The 16,877-nt window shown below is 73.4% G+C and carries 20 protein-coding genes; 5 read left to right on the forward strand and 15 right to left on the reverse strand.

Going from position 1 to position 16,877, the window contains the following annotated elements; all coding sequences use genetic code 11:
* Positions 1 to 77: 77 nt before the first annotated feature.
* From CA984_RS02135 to CA984_RS02150, 4 genes are all read left to right on the forward strand, one after another.
* Positions 78 to 605, forward strand: coding sequence for a shikimate kinase (locus CA984_RS02135; RefSeq protein WP_086567343.1), 528 nt, complete (start codon positions 78 to 80; stop codon positions 603 to 605).
* 211 nt (positions 606 to 816) lie between these two features.
* Positions 817 to 1,578 (forward strand): carotenoid biosynthesis protein, encoded by a 762-nt coding sequence (locus CA984_RS02140; RefSeq protein WP_242675685.1) that lies wholly within the window; start codon positions 817 to 819, stop codon positions 1,576 to 1,578.
* Positions 1,566 to 2,996 carry a phytoene desaturase family protein gene (locus tag CA984_RS02145; RefSeq protein WP_165781070.1) on the forward strand — a complete coding sequence of 477 codons (1,431 nt, stop codon included), beginning with the start codon at positions 1,566 to 1,568 and terminating at the stop codon, positions 2,994 to 2,996. The genes CA984_RS02140 and CA984_RS02145 overlap by 13 nt, the downstream gene beginning before the upstream one ends.
* A 164-nt stretch (positions 2,997 to 3,160) precedes the next feature.
* Positions 3,161 to 4,405, forward strand: coding sequence for a glycosyltransferase family 2 protein (locus CA984_RS02150; protein ID WP_242675686.1), 1,245 nt, complete (start codon positions 3,161 to 3,163; stop codon positions 4,403 to 4,405).
* Here the strand turns inward: CA984_RS02150 and CA984_RS02155 are convergent.
* Positions 4,329 to 4,952: a glycerol-3-phosphate acyltransferase gene (locus CA984_RS02155; protein ID WP_086567348.1), complete on the reverse strand. Its 624-nt coding sequence runs from the start codon at positions 4,950 to 4,952 to the stop codon at positions 4,329 to 4,331. The two genes, CA984_RS02150 and CA984_RS02155, sit on opposite strands and share 77 nt — an antisense overlap.
* Positions 4,953 to 4,992: 40 nt before the next feature.
* On the opposite strand from CA984_RS02155, the gene CA984_RS02160 reads away from it, so the two are divergent.
* Positions 4,993 to 5,655, forward strand: a complete 663-nt coding sequence (locus CA984_RS02160) for a spheroidene monooxygenase (RefSeq protein WP_242675687.1) — start codon at positions 4,993 to 4,995, stop codon at positions 5,653 to 5,655.
* A 175-nt stretch (positions 5,656 to 5,830) separates the two neighbouring features.
* On the opposite strand, the gene plsX is transcribed toward CA984_RS02160, so the two are convergent.
* The 14 genes from plsX to CA984_RS02225 all read right to left on the reverse strand — a co-directional run bounded on the left by plsX (position 5,831) and on the right by CA984_RS02225 (position 16,831).
* Positions 5,831 to 6,802, reverse strand: a complete 972-nt coding sequence (gene plsX / locus CA984_RS02165) for a phosphate acyltransferase PlsX (RefSeq protein ID WP_086567352.1) — start codon at positions 6,800 to 6,802, stop codon at positions 5,831 to 5,833.
* A 44-nt stretch (positions 6,803 to 6,846) separates the two neighbouring features.
* On the reverse strand, positions 6,847 to 7,746 hold the full coding sequence (locus CA984_RS02170) for a phytoene/squalene synthase family protein (protein WP_086567354.1): 900 nt from the start codon (positions 7,744 to 7,746) through the stop codon (positions 6,847 to 6,849).
* The gene (gene crtI, locus CA984_RS02175; RefSeq protein ID WP_086567436.1) at positions 7,743 to 9,212 is read right to left on the reverse strand and encodes a phytoene desaturase family protein; all 1,470 of its coding nucleotides are present in this window, start codon (positions 9,210 to 9,212) and stop codon (positions 7,743 to 7,745) included. The genes CA984_RS02170 and crtI overlap by 4 nt, the downstream gene beginning before the upstream one ends.
* Positions 9,213 to 9,499: 287 nt before the next feature.
* Positions 9,500 to 9,910 (reverse strand): hypothetical protein, encoded by a 411-nt coding sequence (locus CA984_RS02180; protein WP_086567358.1) that lies wholly within the window; start codon positions 9,908 to 9,910, stop codon positions 9,500 to 9,502.
* Positions 9,911 to 9,938: 28 nt separating this feature from the next.
* The gene (hypE, locus tag CA984_RS02185; protein WP_086567361.1) at positions 9,939 to 11,201 is read right to left on the reverse strand and encodes a hydrogenase expression/formation protein HypE; all 1,263 of its coding nucleotides are present in this window, start codon (positions 11,199 to 11,201) and stop codon (positions 9,939 to 9,941) included.
* On the reverse strand, positions 11,198 to 12,325 hold the full coding sequence (gene hypD, locus CA984_RS02190; RefSeq protein WP_086567363.1) for a hydrogenase formation protein HypD: 1,128 nt from the start codon (positions 12,323 to 12,325) through the stop codon (positions 11,198 to 11,200). Before hypD ends, hypE begins: the two co-directional genes overlap by 4 nt.
* 6 nt (positions 12,326 to 12,331) lie before the next feature.
* Positions 12,332 to 12,583, reverse strand: coding sequence for a HypC/HybG/HupF family hydrogenase formation chaperone (locus CA984_RS02195; RefSeq protein ID WP_341351694.1), 252 nt, complete (start codon positions 12,581 to 12,583; stop codon positions 12,332 to 12,334).
* Positions 12,558 to 12,950 carry a hydrogenase maturation nickel metallochaperone HypA/HybF gene (locus tag CA984_RS02200; protein ID WP_086567370.1) on the reverse strand — a complete coding sequence of 131 codons (393 nt, stop codon included), beginning with the start codon at positions 12,948 to 12,950 and terminating at the stop codon, positions 12,558 to 12,560. Before CA984_RS02200 ends, CA984_RS02195 begins: the two co-directional genes overlap by 26 nt.
* Positions 12,951 to 13,042: 92 nt before the next feature.
* The gene (locus tag CA984_RS49155) at positions 13,043 to 13,147 is read right to left on the reverse strand and encodes a DUF6893 family small protein (RefSeq protein WP_386496864.1); all 105 of its coding nucleotides are present in this window, start codon (positions 13,145 to 13,147) and stop codon (positions 13,043 to 13,045) included.
* Positions 13,141 to 13,644, reverse strand: coding sequence for a hydrogenase maturation protease (locus CA984_RS02205; RefSeq protein ID WP_086567373.1), 504 nt, complete (start codon positions 13,642 to 13,644; stop codon positions 13,141 to 13,143). The genes CA984_RS49155 and CA984_RS02205 overlap by 7 nt, the downstream gene beginning before the upstream one ends.
* Positions 13,641 to 14,981, reverse strand: a complete 1,341-nt coding sequence (locus CA984_RS02210) for a hypothetical protein (protein WP_242675689.1) — start codon at positions 14,979 to 14,981, stop codon at positions 13,641 to 13,643. Before CA984_RS02210 ends, CA984_RS02205 begins: the two co-directional genes overlap by 4 nt.
* Before the next feature lie 2 nt (positions 14,982 to 14,983).
* The gene (locus CA984_RS02215; RefSeq protein WP_086567378.1) at positions 14,984 to 15,619 is read right to left on the reverse strand and encodes a DUF6084 family protein; all 636 of its coding nucleotides are present in this window, start codon (positions 15,617 to 15,619) and stop codon (positions 14,984 to 14,986) included.
* On the reverse strand, positions 15,609 to 16,274 hold the full coding sequence (locus tag CA984_RS02220; protein ID WP_086567381.1) for a DUF5947 family protein: 666 nt from the start codon (positions 16,272 to 16,274) through the stop codon (positions 15,609 to 15,611). The genes CA984_RS02215 and CA984_RS02220 overlap by 11 nt, the downstream gene beginning before the upstream one ends.
* Positions 16,271 to 16,831 (reverse strand): NifU family protein, encoded by a 561-nt coding sequence (locus tag CA984_RS02225; protein ID WP_086567384.1) that lies wholly within the window; start codon positions 16,829 to 16,831, stop codon positions 16,271 to 16,273. The genes CA984_RS02220 and CA984_RS02225 overlap by 4 nt, the downstream gene beginning before the upstream one ends.
* Between the last annotated feature and the right edge of the window lie 46 nt (positions 16,832 to 16,877).

Below are 16,877 nucleotides of genomic sequence, written 5' to 3' on the forward strand. Positions count from 1 at the left end.
ACGGCGTTGCGGCTAGAGCCGCTGCTCCTGGGCAGGGGACGGGCACTTCGTTCCATGAAAAGCAGGAGGTGGCGTGCATGACGGCCGAGGTCCCGATCGTCGTGATCGGATTGATGGGCGCGGGGAAGACCAGCGTGTCACGGCTGCTCAGCGAAGCCCTCGGCAGGCCCATGCGCGACAGCGACGAATATCTGGAAGAACGCTACGGCGCCACGGCCGCCGAGATCGCCGCCGGTGAGGGCGCCGAGGTGCTCCATGCCAGGGAGGCCGCCCACCTGCTGGACTCTCTCGCCGAACGGCCCGCTCCGGTCATCGCCGCCGCGGCCAGCGTGCTCGACGACCCGAGGTGCCGGGCCGAGCTGAAACCGGCCCTGGTCGTGTGGCTGGACGCCACGCCGGAGTTCCTCGCAAAGAAGATCATGGCCAAGTCCCATCGGCCGCGGTTCGGCAAGGAGCCGCTGGAGCTGGCGTCCGAACTGCACGAGCGCCGGGCGGCCTCCTTCGCCGAGGTGGCCGACCTGCGCTTCCAGAGGCCCGAGATGTCCAAACACGAGGTGGCGCGGGCCGTACTCGACCATCTGGAGGCCACGGAGGCGGAGGGCTGATCTCCCGCGCCGGCGCGCGCCTTCCCGCACCGGACCCGGCCGGACCAGGCCGGACCAGGTCGGACCCGTAATGGGAGCGGTGGCAGAAACGGCGGTGACAGCGGGAGATCAAAGTGAATCTGACCGGGGCCCACCGCTCCGATGACCATCGGCGGGGCACAGCCATTAGGTGAACAGCGGACGCCCGGCTCCCGGCCCGGTGAGGGACACGGTGAGGCGGAGGTCGCCCGCGGGCGGCCCGGGGGTTCTCGGCGTGCTGGGGGTGGCGCTGCTCCTCGGCGTGATCGTCGCGCAGGTCGCATCGGGGGTGCAGCCCCGGCCGATCCCGCTCACCAGCGTGGTCGTGCTGCTCCTGGTGGCGAGCGCCCTGGCCTTCGCCGGCGCGATCCACACCTTCCCCCGAGCGGTCGCGGCTCTCACCGCCGCGATGGTGGCCGGGTACGCCGCGGAGTGGATCGGCACCAGGACGGGGCTGCCCTTCGGGGACTACGGCTACACCGGGCTGCTCCGGCCGCAGCTCGGCGGGGTGCCGGTGATCGTGGCACTGGCATGGGGCGGCATGGGACTGGCGGCCCACGCGACGGCCGCGGCCGCGGCCCCCGGCAGCCGCGCGGCGCGGGTCGTCCTGGGAGCCCTGGCGCTGACCGCGTGGGACCTGTTCCTCGATCCGCAGATGATCCGGCTGGGCCTGTGGACCTGGCACGACCCCGGCCTCTACCGGGGGGTGCCGATCAGTAACTTCGCCGGCTGGCTGGTGGTGTCCCTGCTGGTCATGGTCTTGATCGAGGTCATCGTGGCCGACCCGGCCGCGAGGAGCGCCGGGCTGGTCGCGGTCTACACGGTGATGGCGTTCATGGAGACCCTGGGTTTCGCGGTGGTCTTCGATCCACCGGATCCGGTGGTCGCCGCGGTGGGGGGAGTCTGCATGGGCCTGTTCGCCGTGCTCGCGTGGAGGCGCATGTGGCGGAGGTGATCGTGATCGGCGGCGGCGTGGGCGGCATGGTCGCCGCCCTGCTGCTGGCCGGGCAGGGGCATCGGGTGCGGCTGTACGAGCAGCGGTCCCGGCTGGGGGGCAAGCTCGCCGAGCACACGCGCGACGGCTTCACCTTCTCCATCGGGCCGTCGCTGCTGACCCTGCCCGGCGTCTTCGCCGACCTCGGCCTGAAACTCGACCTCGTCGAGCCGCGGGAGCTGTGCCGCTACCGCTTCGCCGACGGCTCGGAGCTGGCGGCGCACCGCGACCCGGCGAGGATGGCCGGCGAGGTGGACCGGCTCTCGCCGGGAGAGGGCCGCAACTGGCTGGCCTTTCACGAGTGGGCACGGACCTGCTTCGAGGCGTCGCGTCACACGTTCTTCGCCGGGCCGCTCACCCGGCCGCCGTCACGGGCACGCCTGTCCGACCTGATGGCGGTCGCGCCCGGCCGTACCCTCCACGGCCTGGCCCGCCGCTTCTTCACCGATCCGCGCCTGCTGCAGTACGCCGGCCGTTACGCGACCTACGCGGGCTCCAGCCCGTACCGGGCGCCGGCGGCTCTGGCCTGCATCCCCGCCATCGAGCACGGGCAGGGCGGCTGGTACGTGCCGGGCGGGCTGCCCCGCGTCGCCGACGCCCTGGCCCTGCTGCTGGACGAGGCGGGGGTGGAGGTCGCCCTCGGCGCCGAGGTGACGGACGTGCTCACCGACGGCCGCCGGGTCCGGGGAGTACGGCTGGCCTCCGGGCAGCGCGAACGCGCCGACGTCGTGATCGCCAACACCGACGCGGCGGCGCTCTACGGGCGGCTGCTGCCGGACCGGCGGCGGCTGCGGCGCATCGCCGCGCTCGGCACCTCCTCCTCGGCGTTCCTGCTGCTGGCCGGGGTGGAGGGGCGGACCGAGGGGCTCGCGCACCACTCCGTCGTCTTCTCCGCCGACTACGGACGGGAGTTCGCCGACATCTTCGACCGCCGCCGGCCGCCGGAGGATCCGACCGTCTACATCGGCTGCTCGGCGGTGGACGACCCGTCACAGGCTCCGAAGGGCGCCGAGAACTGGGTCATGCTGGTCAACGTCCCGGCCCGCGACCCGAGCCGGTGGCCGATGTCCCCCGAGGCCTACCGGGACCTGGTGCTGGACCGTCTGGCCGCACGGGGCCACGACCTGTCGGGACGGCTCCGCTTCGTCGATCTGCTGACCCCCGCCGACCTGCGCGAGCGGTACGGCGCGTGGGGCGGGGCGATCTACGGTGGCGCCTACGCCGGCCCGCTCGCGCCCTTCCGGCGCCCCGGGAACAGGGGTCCCCGGCGCGGCCTGTACCTGGTGGGAGGCTCGGTGCATCCCGGCGGCGGGCTGCCGCTGGTCGCGATGGGCGGCCGCATCGTCGCCTCGCTCGTCCAGGAGGACCTGCGGCGATGAGACCACCGCTCACCACGCTCCGCACCACCGCTCACCACGCGGGACTCCTCGCCGCCGCTCACCGCCCGAGGCTCCTGACCGCCCTTCACCACGCGGGACTCCGCACCGCCGCTCGCCGTCCGGGGCTCCTGGCCGCCCTTCACCGCGTAAGGGAGCCCGTCCCGATGAGACCGCTCACCGTGTTCCAGGCCGTCGCCGCGCTCGCCGTCGGGGTACGGCTGGCCCGCGGACGCGACCGGCTGCCCCCGCTGGCCCCCGTCGGGGCGACGGCCGCGCGGATCTCGGTGGTGATCCCGGCCCGCGACGAGGAGGGCCGCATCGGCCCCTGCCTGTCGGCGGTGCTCGCCGACCCGGCCGTCATGGAGGTCCTCGTCGTCGACGACGAGTCGGGCGATGGCACGGCGCGGCTGGCCGCCGAGCTCGGCGCGAAGGTCGTCGTGGGCGCGCCCCTTCCGGAGGGCTGGGTGGGCAAGCAGTGGGCGCTGCTGCAGGGGGTCGAGGCGGCCGGCGGCGACATCGTGGTGACCCTCGACGCGGACGCCCGGCCCGCGCCGGGCCTGTTCGGCGCGCTGGCCGCGGCCCTGGACGGCTACGACCTGGTCAGCGCCGGTCCCCGGTTCGTCTGCGGCGGGATCGCCGAGCAGGCGCTGCACGCCTCGTTCCTGGCGACGCTGGTCTACCGGTCCGGCCCGATCGGGCCGTCCTCCGCCCCCGCTCCGCACCGTGTCATGGCCAACGGCCAGTGCATGGCCTTCCGCCGTACGGCGATGCTGTCCGCCGGCGGGTTCCGGCGGGTCCGCGGGCACATGACCGACGACGTGGCGCTGGCTCGGACCCTGGCCGCCGACGGCTGGGCGGTGGGCTTCCTGGACGCGGGGGGCCTGCTGGAGGTCGACATGCACGAGTCGGCGGCCGAGGTGTGGCGGGAGTGGGGGAGGTCGCTGCCGCTGCGCGACGTCACCGGCCCCGGCCGGCAGGCCGCCGACCTGGCCGCGATCTGGCTCACCGCCGCCCTGCCCGTCCTGCGGCTGGCGGCCGGCCGGCCCACCCGGCTCGACCTGGGGCTGCTGGCCGTACGGCTGCTGCTGACCGGCGCGCTGCGCGGCAGCTACACCCGGCCCGGCCCCGGCGTGCTGCTGTCCCCCCTGCTGGATCCGCTGACCGCGGTACGGCTGACGCAGGCGACGCTGCGCCCGGTGCGCAACTGGCGGGGCCGTACCTATCCCAGGGACGCGCATAGAGGCGCGGCTCCCAGAGAGGCGGTTCCCAAGGACGCGGTTCCCAGGGACGCGGTTCCGGAGGGCACGGCTCCGGAGGGCACGGCTGCGGGGGTCACGACCGGTGCCCGGCCCGATCGGCCGGGCCGGGCCGGGCGGCCCGCGCCGCCTGCCCGAAGCGCAGCCCGATGAGGCACATCAGCACCCCCGTCCCGGCCACGTGCCCGACCGGCGCGAAGAGGAGCTGGAACAGCGGGAGGCCGAACACGCCCGCCCGCGCGCCGATGGCGAAGGACCGTGTCACCAGGCCGGCCGCGATCAGGACGGCGACGCCGAGCAGGAACCCGGGCGGGCAGATGACGGCGGAGCCGCCCACGAAGGCGAGGATCGACCGGCCGCCCCGGAACCCGGCGAACACCGGCCAGGCGTGCCCGATCATCGCGGCGGCCACCGCCAGGTACACCGGCACGGCGCCGGCGCCGGCGACCCCCGCGAACCCCATGGTGTGCGGGCCGGTGACCGCGAGGGCGAGCAGCGCGGCGAGCGTGCCCTTGAGCGTGTCCCCCGCGAAGACGGGCAGGGCGGCCCGCCGGCCGAGCCGCTCCTTGACGTTCCAGAAGCCGGGGTTGCCGTCGCCGACCTCGCGGGGGTCGAAGCCGTACGCCCGGGAGATCGCCACCGCGACCGGCACGGACCCGAGAAGGTAGCCGCCGATGACCGCGCCGAGCAGGAGAATCATCGCTTCGTTCCACCTCACGAGGTATGTGGATCTGGGATCCATGCGATACATGGCGTTCGACCGGCCGGTGCTGGCGGACACCGCGGGACTGCTGTTCTGGCGGCTGCTGGGTTCCGGCCGCGGAGCCTCGATGAGCCTGGGCGCGGACCTGCGCCGCTGGGCGCTGCTGGCGGTCTGGAGCGAGGAGCCGGCGCTGGAGGCCTTCATGGAGACCTCGCCCGTGGCGGCGCGCTGGCGGGATCAGGCCCGGGAGTCCTGGCAGGTACGGCTGGCGCCGCTGGCCTCGCGCGGCCGGTGGGGCGGGGTGGAGCCGTTCGGGCCGATCGAGGAGGTCCCCCGGCGGAACACGGGCGGGCCGGTCGCCGTGCTGACCCGGGCGTCGATCCGGCCCTCCCGGCTGGTGCCGTTCTACCGGTCGGTACCGCAGGTGGAGCGTCTCCTGAGCGAGCAGGCCGGCTGCCTGGCCTCGGTCGGCGTGGGGGAATGGCCGCTGGCCCGGCAGGCCACGTTCTCCCTGTGGCGCGACTCCCACGCGGTGCGGGACTTCGCCTACCGGGGGCAGGCGCACCGGGAGGCGATCGGGCAGACCCGGGCGGAGGGCTGGTACTCGGAGGAGTTGTTMGCCCGGTTCGTTCCGTACGGCAGCGAGGGGACCTGGAACGGGGCCGACCCCCTCGCCCGGTACGGCGGGCGAGGAGGGTGACCGGTCCCCGGCGGCCGCCCCTGCCGGGTCCGGCTCCCCACCCGCGAGCCACCGCCCCGGACCCGGGTCACAGCCCCGGGCCCGGTCGCGGGTCCGGTCGCGGTCGCGGGTCCGGTCGCGGAACAGGTCGCGGGTCCGGTCGCGGAAAAGGTGGGTGGTCACCGCGGCGGCCGGTTCAGGTGACCGGCTCGGCCGCGAGATGGTCCCGGACGCGGGCGACGATCCCGCCGCCGGCGAGGTCGTGCGCGACCACGCAGGCCCGGGTGATCGTCGCGGCCCGGGAGGAGCCGTGCGCGACGACGACGGTGCCGCTCAGGCCGAGCAGCGCCGCCCCGCCGTGGGTCTCGGGGTCGTAGCGGCGGGCCACCCCCCGCAGCGCCTCGGGCCCGGCGGCCCCCGACCGGGCCACCAGGGTCAGCACCGCCCGGACGGAGCCCTCGACGTTCTTCAGCACGATGTTCCCGGTGAACCCGTCGGTGACGATCACATCGACGGTGCCGGCCAGCACGTCGTGGCCCTCGACGTTGCCGTGGAAGCGCAGCGGCAGTCCCGGCAGCAGCTCCTCGACCCTGCGGGTCAGCCGGTTGCCCTTGCCCGGTTCCGAGCCGATCGACAGCAGGCCGACCGACGGGTCGGCCACGCCGAGCACGAGCTGCGCGTAGGACGCGCCGAGCAGCGCGAACTGGGCGATCATCTCGGGCGTGGGGTCGGAGGTCGCCCCGGCGTCGATCAGCACGGTGGCGCCGCCGGTGACCGAGGGCAGGGCGATCGCCAGCGCCGGCCGGAGCACGGCCGGCGCGCGGCCGACGCCGCGGATGGCGCACGCGACGACCGCGCCGGTGGATCCGGCCGACACGAACGCCGAGCCCGCGCCCTGCCGCAGGAGCTCGCAGCCCACCTTCAGGCTGGAGCTTCCGGAGGCGACGGCTCCCGCGCCCCTCTCCCCCATCGGGACGACCTCATCGGCGTGCACCACGTCGATCTCGCCGACCGCGCCGTGGCGTGCCAGCTCTGCGCGGATCTCCCCGGCCCTGCCGACGAGCACGACGGGGACCCCGTGCTCCCGCCGGGCCACGACGGCCCCGCCGACCGTCTCGGCCGGCCCGTGATCTCCGCCCATCGCGTCGACGACCACCGGCTCCGACATCGCATCCTCCTGGCGACAGTGACAGACGACTCCGCTGGCGCGGTTCAGGGCACCTGGACGACGACCCTGCGTTCGGCCCGGTCGGCCACGGACGCCGCGAGCAGATGCCGCGCGAAGACGGCCAGCCGGCGGCGCCGGGGCACGGTGGCACGGGTCCCCAGGACGTCGTGGCGGGCGGCCTCGATCCGGTCGAGGATGCCGCCGTACAGCTCGTAGGCCGCGAGAACGCACGGGCGCGAGGAGGGGGTCAGCAGCTCGACGCCCTCCAGCGCCAGCCGGTAGTGGCCGCGTGCCCGCTCGATCTCGAAGGCCAGCAGCCTGCGCAGGGCGGGAGAGGGGTGGGGGTCTCCCAGGTCGGCCACGCTCACCTCGAACCTGTCCAGGTCGGCGAGCGGCAGGTACACCCGGCCGCGTGCCAGGTCCTCGGCCACGTCACGCAGGAAGTTGGTGAGCTGGAAGGCCAGCCCGAGCTCGCGGGCGGGTCCGCGGGCCCGGTCCGCCATGCCCGGCAGCGGTTCGAGGACGGGCAGCATCATCGTGCCGATGACCGCCGCCGAGCCCTCCATGTAGCGGAGCAGGTCGTCGTAGGTGGTGTAGCGGCTGACGGTCAGGTCGTTCCGCATCGACCGGAGGAAGTGCTCGATGTCGGCCCGGTCGATGCCGAACGAGCGCACGGTGTGCGCGAACGCGGGGAGCACCGGATCGTCGACGGAGCCGCCCGCCAGCGCCTCCGCCAGCCGGTCGGCCAGCCTGTCGAGCGCCTCCGCCCGATCGTCCCGCATCGTGAAGGAGTCGACGACCTCGTCGGCGTAGCGGGCGAAGCCGTACAGGGCGTGCACGTGCGGGCGCTTCCAGGCCGGCAGCAGCAGGGTCGCCAGGTAGTAGGAGCGGCCGTGACGGGCGTTGAGCCTGCGACAGAGTTCGTAACTGCTGGTCAGGGTCATCGAGATGTCTCCAGGATGCGTTCGGCCGCGAGCTTGCCCGAGATCAGCACCGGTGGCACTCCCACTCCCGGCGCGGTGTACATGCCCGCGAAGTGGAGTCCGGGGACGCGCCGGGCCATGCCCGCGGGTCTGAACCAGGCCGTCTGGGTGAAGCGGTGGTCCATGGCGAAGGGGGTGCCCGCGGAGTGGCCGAGCCGCGCCCAGGCGGGCGGGTCGACGGTGAGGCGGAGGGCGGCCGTCAGGTCACCGTAGCCGAGGTCGGCCAGCCTGCTCAGCAGGCGGTCCTCCAGCCGCGCGGTGAGGCCGTCCCAGCCGTTCACGCCGTCCACGCCGTCGAGGTTGGCGGTCGGCTCCAGCACGGTGAGCGTGGCGTGGCCGGTGGGCGCGGCGCCGGCGTCGGACTCGGGGTAGGTGACCAGCAGGCTCGGGTCGGGCTGTGGCCTGCCGGCGTTCAGGGCCGAGAAGGTGGAGCTCCACCCACGGCCGAAGTGCAGGGTGTGGTGTGCCTGGCCGGCGAGCCGCCGTTCCAGGCCGAAGTGGAGGACCAGGCAGGAGGGCGAGTAGCGGGGGCGGCGCAGCCGCCAGTCGCGCGCCCCGCCGGGAAGCAGTCCGGCGTGGGCGCGGGGCAGGTCGCAGGCGACCACGGCGTGCCCGGCGGCGAGACGCTCGCCGGTGTCGAGCCGGACCGCGGAGACCCCGGAGGACCCGGTCTCGATCTCGACGGCCCGCGCGCCGTACCTGATCCGCGCCCCCGCCTTCTCCGCCACGGCGGCCATGGCCCTCGGGATGGCGTGCATGCCGCCGTGGCGGGGGAAGAAGACCCCGCCGACCGTGTCCATGTGGGCGATCACCGCGTAGATGCCGAGCGCCCGCTGGGGGGAGAGGCCCACGTACAGTGCCTGGAAGGTGTGCGCCTTGATCAGCCGCGCGTCGGTGAGGTGCCCCTTCACGAGGCGGTCGAGCCGCCGGAAACCTCCCAGGGCGGCCAGCCTGGCCAGGACGCCCGGCTGGGCCAGGCTCCGCAGCCGTGTCATGTCGCGGTCGACGAAGGAGGGCCACTCGCAGGCGAACAGCTCACCGAGCCTGGCCCGGAAGCGCCGGTACCTGTCCGCCTCCGCGGCGCCGCACAGCCGGCGCACCTGCTCGGTCATGGCCTCCTCACCGGGCACGATGTCCAGGTGGGAGCCGTCGTGGTAGCGCAGCCGGTAGTACGGGTCCAGGCGCCGCAGCGGAAGCAGGCTCTCCATGTCCTCCCCGGCGGCGGCGAAGACGTCGGCCAGCACGTCCGGCATCGTCAGCACCGACGGCCCGGTGTCGAAGCGGTAGTCCCCCACGCTCGCCGTCCCGCAGCAGCCGCCCGGCGTCTCGCGTGCCTCCACGAGTGTGACGTCCCGCCCGGCGGCGGCGAGCCGGACCGCCGCGGCCAGACCGCCGAGCCCGGCACCGATCACCACGATCGGGCTCATGAGCCCCTCCTCGCCGCCAGAACCACGCATGTCGATGATCGACATCTTCCGCGCGGTCCATCCCCGGCCCTGCCTGCCGGTAAATCAACTCGTCGAACAAGAAGACGTAAAGGCGGGGAAGGGCGGGGCTCACCGGCGTTCCCGCCACGGGCGGGCCGGCTCACGGTCGTATGGAGCCGGCCCACGGCGCACGGAGCCGGTTCACAGGCGGGTCGGCCCGCGGCCGCGGGAACCGATTCGCGGCCGCACGGAACAGGTTCACGGCCGGGTCGGCCCGCGCGGCGGGCTCAGGCGGTGTCCCCCGGCGGGAGGTGCGGGCTCTCCTCGTCGACGGTCTCCTGGGACCCGACGCCGGTGGCGTCCTCCGCACCGGAGGTGCCGTAAGGGCGGCCGGTCCTCTCGTCGACGCCGGCCGTCCCGCGGCCCTCCTCCTGCTCCCGGGCCGCGATGTCCTCGGGCCGCCGGGACGTGCTGGCGCCGACGCCGAGGGGCCCCTCGGGCTCGGTGTCGGTGGCGGAGATGCCCTCCCGCTCCTCCTCGGACACCTCGCGCCCCGGCCCCTTGTCCTCCGGCGGAGGTCCCCAGGCCCGGTTGCCGGCCTGCACCACCTCTTCGCTCGCGTGCCTCACGTCGGGAGAGTAGCCGTGCTCGTCTCCCTCGAACCGGCCCGCGTCCTCTGGCTCACGTGGCTCGTTCATGTCCAGCCCCCCATGGGTTTTCGGGTTCTCAGCAGATTCTCGGCAGGGGGTCGCCGACCAGCAGGTCGACGATGCGGGTGCCGCCGAAGGAGGTCTTCAGCAGGACCAGCCCGGGCGGGTCGTCGCCGATCCGCCCGATGACGGCCGCCTCGGACCCGAGCGGATGGGAGCGCAGGGCGGCCAGCGCGGCCTCGGCGGACCGCTGGGCCACCACCGCGACCATCCGTCCCTCACAGGCCACGTAGAGCGGATCGATCCCCAGTAGTTCACATGCCCCGCGTACGGCCGGGCATACCGGGATCGCGTCCTCTTCGAGCACGACCGCGACCTTGGAGGCCACGGCGATCTCGTTGACGACCGTCGCCACCCCGCCGCGGGTGGCGTCGCGCAGGCACCGCACCTGCCCGTCGCCGCAGGCGTCCAGCAACCGGCCGGTCAGCGTGTTGAGCGGCGCGGTGTCGGAGGCGAGGTCGGCCTGGATGTCGAGCTCGCCCCGGGCGAGCATGACGGTGACGCCGTGCTCGCCGATCGGGCCGGACACGATGACCACGTCGCCGGGCCGGGCGGCGGCGGCGCTCAGCCGGATCGGCCGTTCCACCGTCCCGACGCCCGAGGTGGTGATGTAGCAGCCGTCGGCCTTGCCGTTCTCCACGACCTTGGTGTCGCCGGTGACGATCCACACCTCCGCCGCCCGGGCCGCCGCCGCCATCGAGGCGGTGATGCGTCGCAGGTCGGCGACGGGGAATCCCTCCTCGACGATGAAGGCGGCCGACAGGTATCTGGGCCGCGCCCCGCACATCGCCAGGTCGTTGACCGTGCCGTTGACGGCCAGGTCGCCGATGTCCCCGCCCGGGAAGAACAGCGGCGTCACCACGTAGGAGTCGGTGGTGAAGGCCAGCCCGTCGACGACCGCGCCGTCCTCCAGCGGCTCCAGCAGCGGGTTGCGGAAGGCCTCCAGGAACACCGCTTCGATCAGGGTGTGCGTGGCCTTGCCGCCGGCGCCGTGCGCGAGGGTGATCCGGTCCTCCCGGACCCGGGCCTTGCGGCGGCGCACCCGCTCGATCCGCTCCAGCACCTCCTGCTCGCGCCCCGGCGCCGCGCTCCCCCGGGGGCCGCGCTCCGTCCGGCCAGGAAGCGCGGTCACCCCGGAATCCGTTCCCTCCCGGCCAGGGAGCGCGGTCACTCCCGGATCCCGCGTCCCGGGGCCGGTCTCGCGTGTCGTGGTCCCCTCCCGGAGGGACTCGCGTGTCGTGGTCCCCTCCCGGAGGGAGGAGTCCTCCTCGTCGTTCACCGGTGGGTCGCCTCCTTGACCCGTTCGCGGGAGAACCGGCCGAAGTTGTAGTAGGCCGCGCACGCGCCCTCCGACGACACCATGCAGGTGCCGATCGGGGTCTCCGGCGTGCAGGCGGTGCCGAACACCTTGCACTCCCACGGCTTGAGCACGCCCTTGAGCACCTCGCCGCACTGGCACGCCTTGGGATCGGCCACCCGCCCGCCGGGGATCTGGAAGATCCGTTCGGCGTCGAAGGCGGCGTACCGCTCCCCCATCCTGAGCGCCGAGTGGGAGATGAACCCCAGCCCCCGCCATTCGAAGTACGGCCGCGGCTCCATCACCTGGTTGATGACGCCGAGCGCCTTCGGGTTGCCCTCCCACGGCACCACCCGGGCGTACTGGTTCTCCACCTCGGCCCGGCCCCCGGCCAGCTGCAGCAGGATCCGGTAGACCGTGTGCAGCACGTCGAGCGGCTCGAACCCGGCCACCACCAGGGGCTTGCCGTAGTCACGCGCGATGAACCCGTACGGCCGGCAGCCGATGACGGCCGAGACGTGGCCCGGCCCGACGAAGCCGTCCAGGCGCAGGTCGGGAGAGTCCAGGATGGCCTTGATCGCGGGGATGATCGTCACGTGGTTGCAGAAGACCGAGAAGTTCCCGATCCCCTCGGCGGCCGCGCGCAGGACGGTCATCGCCGTCGAGGGGGCGGTGGTCTCGAACCCGATCGCCATGAACACCACGCGTCTGGCGGGATTCTCCCGCGCGATCTTCAGGGCGTCCAGCGGGGAGTAGACCATCCGGATGTCGGCGCCCCGCGCTTTGGCGTCGAGGAAGGAGCCGTTGCCCCCGGGCACGCGCATCATGTCGCCGAACGACGTCATGATCACGTCGGGCTGCTCGGCGATGTGGACGGCATCGTCCACCCGCCCCATGGGGATGACGCAGACGGGGCAGCCCGGGCCGTGCACGAGCGTGACGGCCTCGGGCAGGTAGTCCTCCAGCCCGTGCTTGTAGATCGTGTGGGTGTGCCCGCCGCACACCTCCATGAACTTGTAGGCGCGGCCGGGCTCGCACAGCGCGGCGATCTGCGCGGCCAGCGTCCGGGCCTTCCCCGCGTCCCGGTACTCATCGACGAAGCGCATCGGATCTCACCCTTGTTCGATCATGGATTCTCGGAGGGCCGCGATCTCGTCCTCGTACGCCTCGCCGATGCTTTCGAGGAAGTCGAGCGCGGCCCTGGCCTCCACCTCGTCGATCTTCGACAGCGCGAACCCGACATGGATGAGGATCCAGTCGCCGGGTGCGAGGGACTCCTCCTCCAGCAGGCCGATGTTGATCGCGCGCTGTACGCCGCTGACGTCGACCATGGCCAGGTCAGGACGGTCTGACAGGATTTCCACGATCTCGCCGGGAATTCCCAGGCACATGAGCGGCCTCCGCCATCTGGATGGATTCGAGGACGAGATCGTCGCCGCCCTCGGTGTCGATATCGGTGCCGCCGCATTCGGGGCAGGTGGCGAAGGGGTCGACGGACGCGGCCGTCTGCCCGCAGGACCGGCAGATGAGCTGCACGGGGACGATGACCAGGTCCACCCGCGCGCCCTCGGCCAGCGATCCGTCGGCGACCATGGCGAACGCCTGGTTGATCACGGGTTCGGTGATGCGGAGCAGGGCTCCCGCGTGTACGCGCGCCCGTTCCACCCGCCGGCCGTCCGCGCGTCTCTCCACCGCGTCGAGGATCGCCTCCGCGATCCCGAATTCATGCATGGCTGAACTTCACCTCTTCCACTGGGTTTCCTCCTTGGCTTCCACCGGGACGCGCGCCACGGCCCGCGACGAGATGTCCGGCCTCCGGGCCGTCACATCTTCCTGATCCGCAGGTAGCGCTTGATGTCGGGGATCGACTGGTAGACGATCACCGCCACCCCGACGAGGAGCGCTCCGGCGACCAGACGTTTCAGCATGTCCGTTCCTCCTGATGACCCGCGCTGGCGCACGCCATCGCGATCTGTTGCCCGACCAGCTCCAGGACCAGTTCCACCGCCCTGCCGACGGCGTCCGCCACCTGGGGGCTCAGCTCCATGCCGGGTGAGAGGTCGGCGGGTTCGCAGCCGACGAGCAGGACCCGTCCGGTCACGCCGCCGAGTGTGCCCGCCAGTGACAGCACCGATTCGGGCGTCATGGCGTGGGCGTCGACGAAGGACCCCGGGCACTCGCCCGGCGACGGCTCCAGCACGTACAGCGTGCCGGGGGGGCCGTCGCGCGAGGCGGCGTCGATCAGGATCGCGGCGTCGTAGCCGCCGCCGGTGAGCTCGTAGGCGAGGTGGACGCCGCGGATGCCGAAGTCGGTGACCCCGACCCCGTCGGGGAGGTCCGTCTCCGCCAGGCGCCTGGCCACCGTGACGCCGAAACCGTCGTCGCCGAGGAAGACGTTCCCGACCCCCGCGAGGAGAATCCTCATGCGGTGGCCTCCCCGTCGCCGAGCGGCTCGACCTCGTCCGGGGCGAAGTAGAGGAAACGCCCGTGGGAGCGGTGCAGGTCGGCGCCCAGGTCGTCGTCCAGGGTGACGGCCAGATGCCGCGCCCCGTCGAGGTCGAGGAGAACGGCCTCCACCCGGGCGGTCCTGCCGGCCAGGAACATGTCGTGGGCGTCGGCGCGGCGCCTGCCGGGGACCAGCCGGACCCGGCTGCCCTTGGCGATCTCCACGCCGGAGACGGTCACGCTGTCGGTCTCCGGGGACACGCGGGAGTCGGCCGCCGGGTCCCACCAGGGCGTGCCGGCCTCCCGCGCGGGCGCGTCGAGGTAGCGGATCACCCCGTGCAGCCGCTCCACCAGTTCGGGCGGCATGTCACCGACCATGTCGATGAGCTGCGCCGCCCGGGGATCGGTCGCCCGCGCCTGCCGCGTCTCCTCGTCGGTGAGGGTGAGCGTGCGCAGGTGGAGTATCTCGTCGATCTCGGTCGAGTCGAACAGGTCACCCGGGCTCTCCGGGGCGATGTCCGGATAGTCGTACAGGATGATCGGCGACGACAGCACCACGTCGCGGTGTCCGGGCTCGCCGACGAGCACCGGCCAGGTGTGCTCGTTGCGGCAGCCCTGCGCCATCGGCCGGGCCCACTCCGGCGGGTCGAGCAGGGAGACGAAGGCGCCTCCGGTCACCCCGATGAGCAGGTGCGCCGAGATCAGCGAGCGCCGCAGCGCCTGCTCGCGCGCCGCTTCCGGCCCGGCCCAGCCGGCGGTGTTCTCCACCCGGACGCGCAGCCTGACGAGGCCGTACGGCCCCGGCAACCGTTCGGCCCCGGCTCTGAGCGCGGCGTGCAGCGGCAGGTGCTCGGAGACGACGCGGCCCTCCCGCTCGCCGGTCGGCGCGAGGATCAGCTCGGCCGAGCGGTCTCCGGGGACGCGCACCTCGACCGTCTGCTCGGCGTCCAGGAGGGCGGAGATGGGCAGTACGGCCTCCACCTCGCGTTCGGTCGCCTCCTCGAAGGTGAGGTAGGTCCGCTCGCCGCTCGTCAGCTCGGCCACCGGCCGGTAACCGCCGTCCTCGGCCTGCTCCACGCTTCGGGTCCTGACGTGCAGGAATCGCAGGCGCAGGCGCACCACGGCGTCGTCGGCCCGTTCGAGGAGACATTCGGTCACGCTGGCGGAGGGCTCGGCGGTGGCGGTGAATCCGGGGGGCACGAGCACACCGAACTGCCAGCGCAGCCGGTTCTTGGCCGCCGAGGCTCGGTAGGGGTAGAGCAGGTAGCCCTCGTACAGCACCGCGTCGGCCACCCTCCGGGCGATCTCCATCGGCACGCTCAACCCAGCGTCTCCTTGAGTAGTAGTTCCACGGCCTCGTCCCATGTCGCCAGGGCGCGTTCGGCCTTGAAGCGGTGCAGGGCCCGCAGGGTGTCGCGGCGCAGCCGCAGCCATCCGGTCTCCGGGAAGTAGCGGTTCATCAGCTCCTGCCAGACGGCCACCGGCAGCCGGTGGCGCGCCTCGCAGTGCCAGGGCACCTGTCCCACGGTGAAACCGTTGTCCGCCCTGGCGAACACGGTGCCGCTGAAGAGCATGAGCAGCGGGACCTCGCCCTCGTCGAGGGCGGCGAAGTATTTGCCCGCGGCCACCTCCAGGTCGTAGCTGCAGGGCACGGGCAGGTCGATCTCGGTGGTCCCCCTGAACGCGGGGACCGTGATCGAGACGTTGGCGAACTGCAGGGGCTTGAGCGTGTCGCCCCACCGGGAGGGGGAGCCGAAGAGATCGTCGAGCAGTTCCACCTCGGCCGGCAGGTACCGTCTGAGGTGCGGCTCCACCCGGATCTGGCACCGCAGCGCGATGGCGTGCACCCCGTCGGAGGACGGCTCGGTGACCCGCAGCCGGAAGACCAGCGTCGGGAAGGCCGCATATGGTTCCGCCCGCGCGCCCAGGCAGGCGAACTGGAGCTCATCGAGCATCGTCTTCTCCTCCGGGTCCTGCGAGCCCTGCGGGCTCCGCGGACGGTACGGCGTGGCTGCGCCGGCGCAGCTCGGCGAAGAAGCCGTCGATGGCCTCCCACGCCTCCCGGCCGCCGTCGAAGCCCTTCCAGTGCAGCCGTACCAGGCCGACGAGCTCGTAGCAGGCGGTGATCGGCACCAGATGACACACCGAGCCGCCCTCCGGGCGGCGGTCCACCAGGAGCGCCTCGACGTCCGGCCGGATGTCGGCCGGCATCGGGTTGTCCGCCATGACGCGCTCCCAGGTCTCCGGGGGGAGAAGGGACTCGGTCGCCCCCGCGGGACTCGGGTAGAAGGCGACGACCTGGTCGAGCGCGGAGTTGCGGAAGAAGAACGCCGTGCGGACCGGGATCTGCAGCTCCTCCCAGTCGGCCGCGGCCAGCTTGAACGAGGGGGCGTAGAGGTAGCGCTCCGGCACCGCGCGGTAGCGCCTCTTGGTGCCCGCGTCATGGGTGAACAGCAGGTGGCAGGCACGGCAGGCGCAGAGCAGCGCCCGGCTTTCGATGTTGACCACGTGGCCGTGCTCCTCGCCGGCCGGCTCCGCGCACATCTCGCACCGCGCCACGCCGGCCTCGCGGGGCTCGCGGAACCGGCGCAGCCCGGTGGCGGCCGTCACGGGACCTTCTCCGGCACCGGGCACGGGCCGGGCGGGCGGCGCTGGATCTGCAGCAGCGGCGCCCGGTCGCCGGCCGGCCTCTCGATGTCCACCCCGGCCACCTCCGGCGCGGCCTGGAGGACGGCGCGTTCGACGGCGGAGGTGACGGCGAGCTGCGAGGAGGGGCAGCCCGGGAAGGTGCCCCGCAGGCGCAGCCGTACGACCCCGGCCTCGTCCACGCCGAGCAGCTCGACGCCGCCCTCGTGCGGCCCGAGGTGGGGCCGGACGGCGTCGAGGGCGGCGCGGACGCGCTCGGCCGTGCTCAGGGGATGCAGGTCGTGCAGCACGAGCAGGCCCGAGACGAGCTCGTCGGTGGCCAGGCGGTGGAGCACCTCCGCCGCTTCTGCGTCGGTGACGATCTCGACGACGCGTTCCAGGCCGGCGCCGTACAGCTCGACCAGCACGCGGACGAGCTCCTCGGCCTTGGCACGTGTCACGGGGTCGCTGAGCGTGGCGAGTTCGGCGATCAGCGCCTCGACGCGGCCTCCGGCCGCCTGAACGTCATGGGCTTGCGGCATCGCGCCCGCGCCACCTTTCCTCACGTCCTCCCGCCGGGGAGCGGAC

Origin of the sequence: Streptosporangium minutum (assembly GCF_002149035.1) — a bacterium.
Lineage (GTDB): Bacteria > Actinomycetota > Actinomycetes > Streptosporangiales > Streptosporangiaceae > Streptosporangium > Streptosporangium minutum.

Excerpts from the sequence above, each read along its gene's own strand:
- CA984_RS02180 (WP_086567358.1), bottom strand. The coding sequence starts at position 9,910 with ATGAACGAGCCACGTGAGCCAGAGGACGCGGGCCGGTTCGAGGGAGAC.
- CA984_RS02215 (WP_086567378.1), bottom strand. The coding sequence starts at position 15,619 with ATGCTCGATGAGCTCCAGTTCGCCTGCCTGGGCGCGCGGGCGGAACCA.
- CA984_RS02155 (WP_086567348.1), bottom strand. The coding sequence starts at position 4,952 with ATGATTCTCCTGCTCGGCGCGGTCATCGGCGGCTACCTTCTCGGGTCC.
- CA984_RS02135 (WP_086567343.1), top strand. The coding sequence starts at position 78 with ATGACGGCCGAGGTCCCGATCGTCGTGATCGGATTGATGGGCGCGGGG.
- CA984_RS02170 (WP_086567354.1), bottom strand. The coding sequence starts at position 7,746 with ATGACCCTGACCAGCAGTTACGAACTCTGTCGCAGGCTCAACGCCCGT.
- CA984_RS02225 (WP_086567384.1), bottom strand. The coding sequence starts at position 16,831 with ATGCCGCAAGCCCATGACGTTCAGGCGGCCGGAGGCCGCGTCGAGGCG.
- hypD (WP_086567363.1), bottom strand. The coding sequence starts at position 12,325 with ATGCGCTTCGTCGATGAGTACCGGGACGCGGGGAAGGCCCGGACGCTG.
- CA984_RS02150 (WP_242675686.1), top strand. The coding sequence starts at position 3,161 with ATGAGACCGCTCACCGTGTTCCAGGCCGTCGCCGCGCTCGCCGTCGGG.
- CA984_RS49155 (WP_386496864.1), bottom strand. The coding sequence starts at position 13,147 with ATGCTGAAACGTCTGGTCGCCGGAGCGCTCCTCGTCGGGGTGGCGGTG.
- CA984_RS02205 (WP_086567373.1), bottom strand. The coding sequence starts at position 13,644 with ATGAGGATTCTCCTCGCGGGGGTCGGGAACGTCTTCCTCGGCGACGAC.
- crtI (WP_086567436.1), bottom strand. The coding sequence starts at position 9,212 with ATGAGCCCGATCGTGGTGATCGGTGCCGGGCTCGGCGGTCTGGCCGCG.
- plsX (WP_086567352.1), bottom strand. The coding sequence starts at position 6,802 with ATGTCGGAGCCGGTGGTCGTCGACGCGATGGGCGGAGATCACGGGCCG.
- CA984_RS02200 (WP_086567370.1), bottom strand. The coding sequence starts at position 12,950 with ATGCATGAATTCGGGATCGCGGAGGCGATCCTCGACGCGGTGGAGAGA.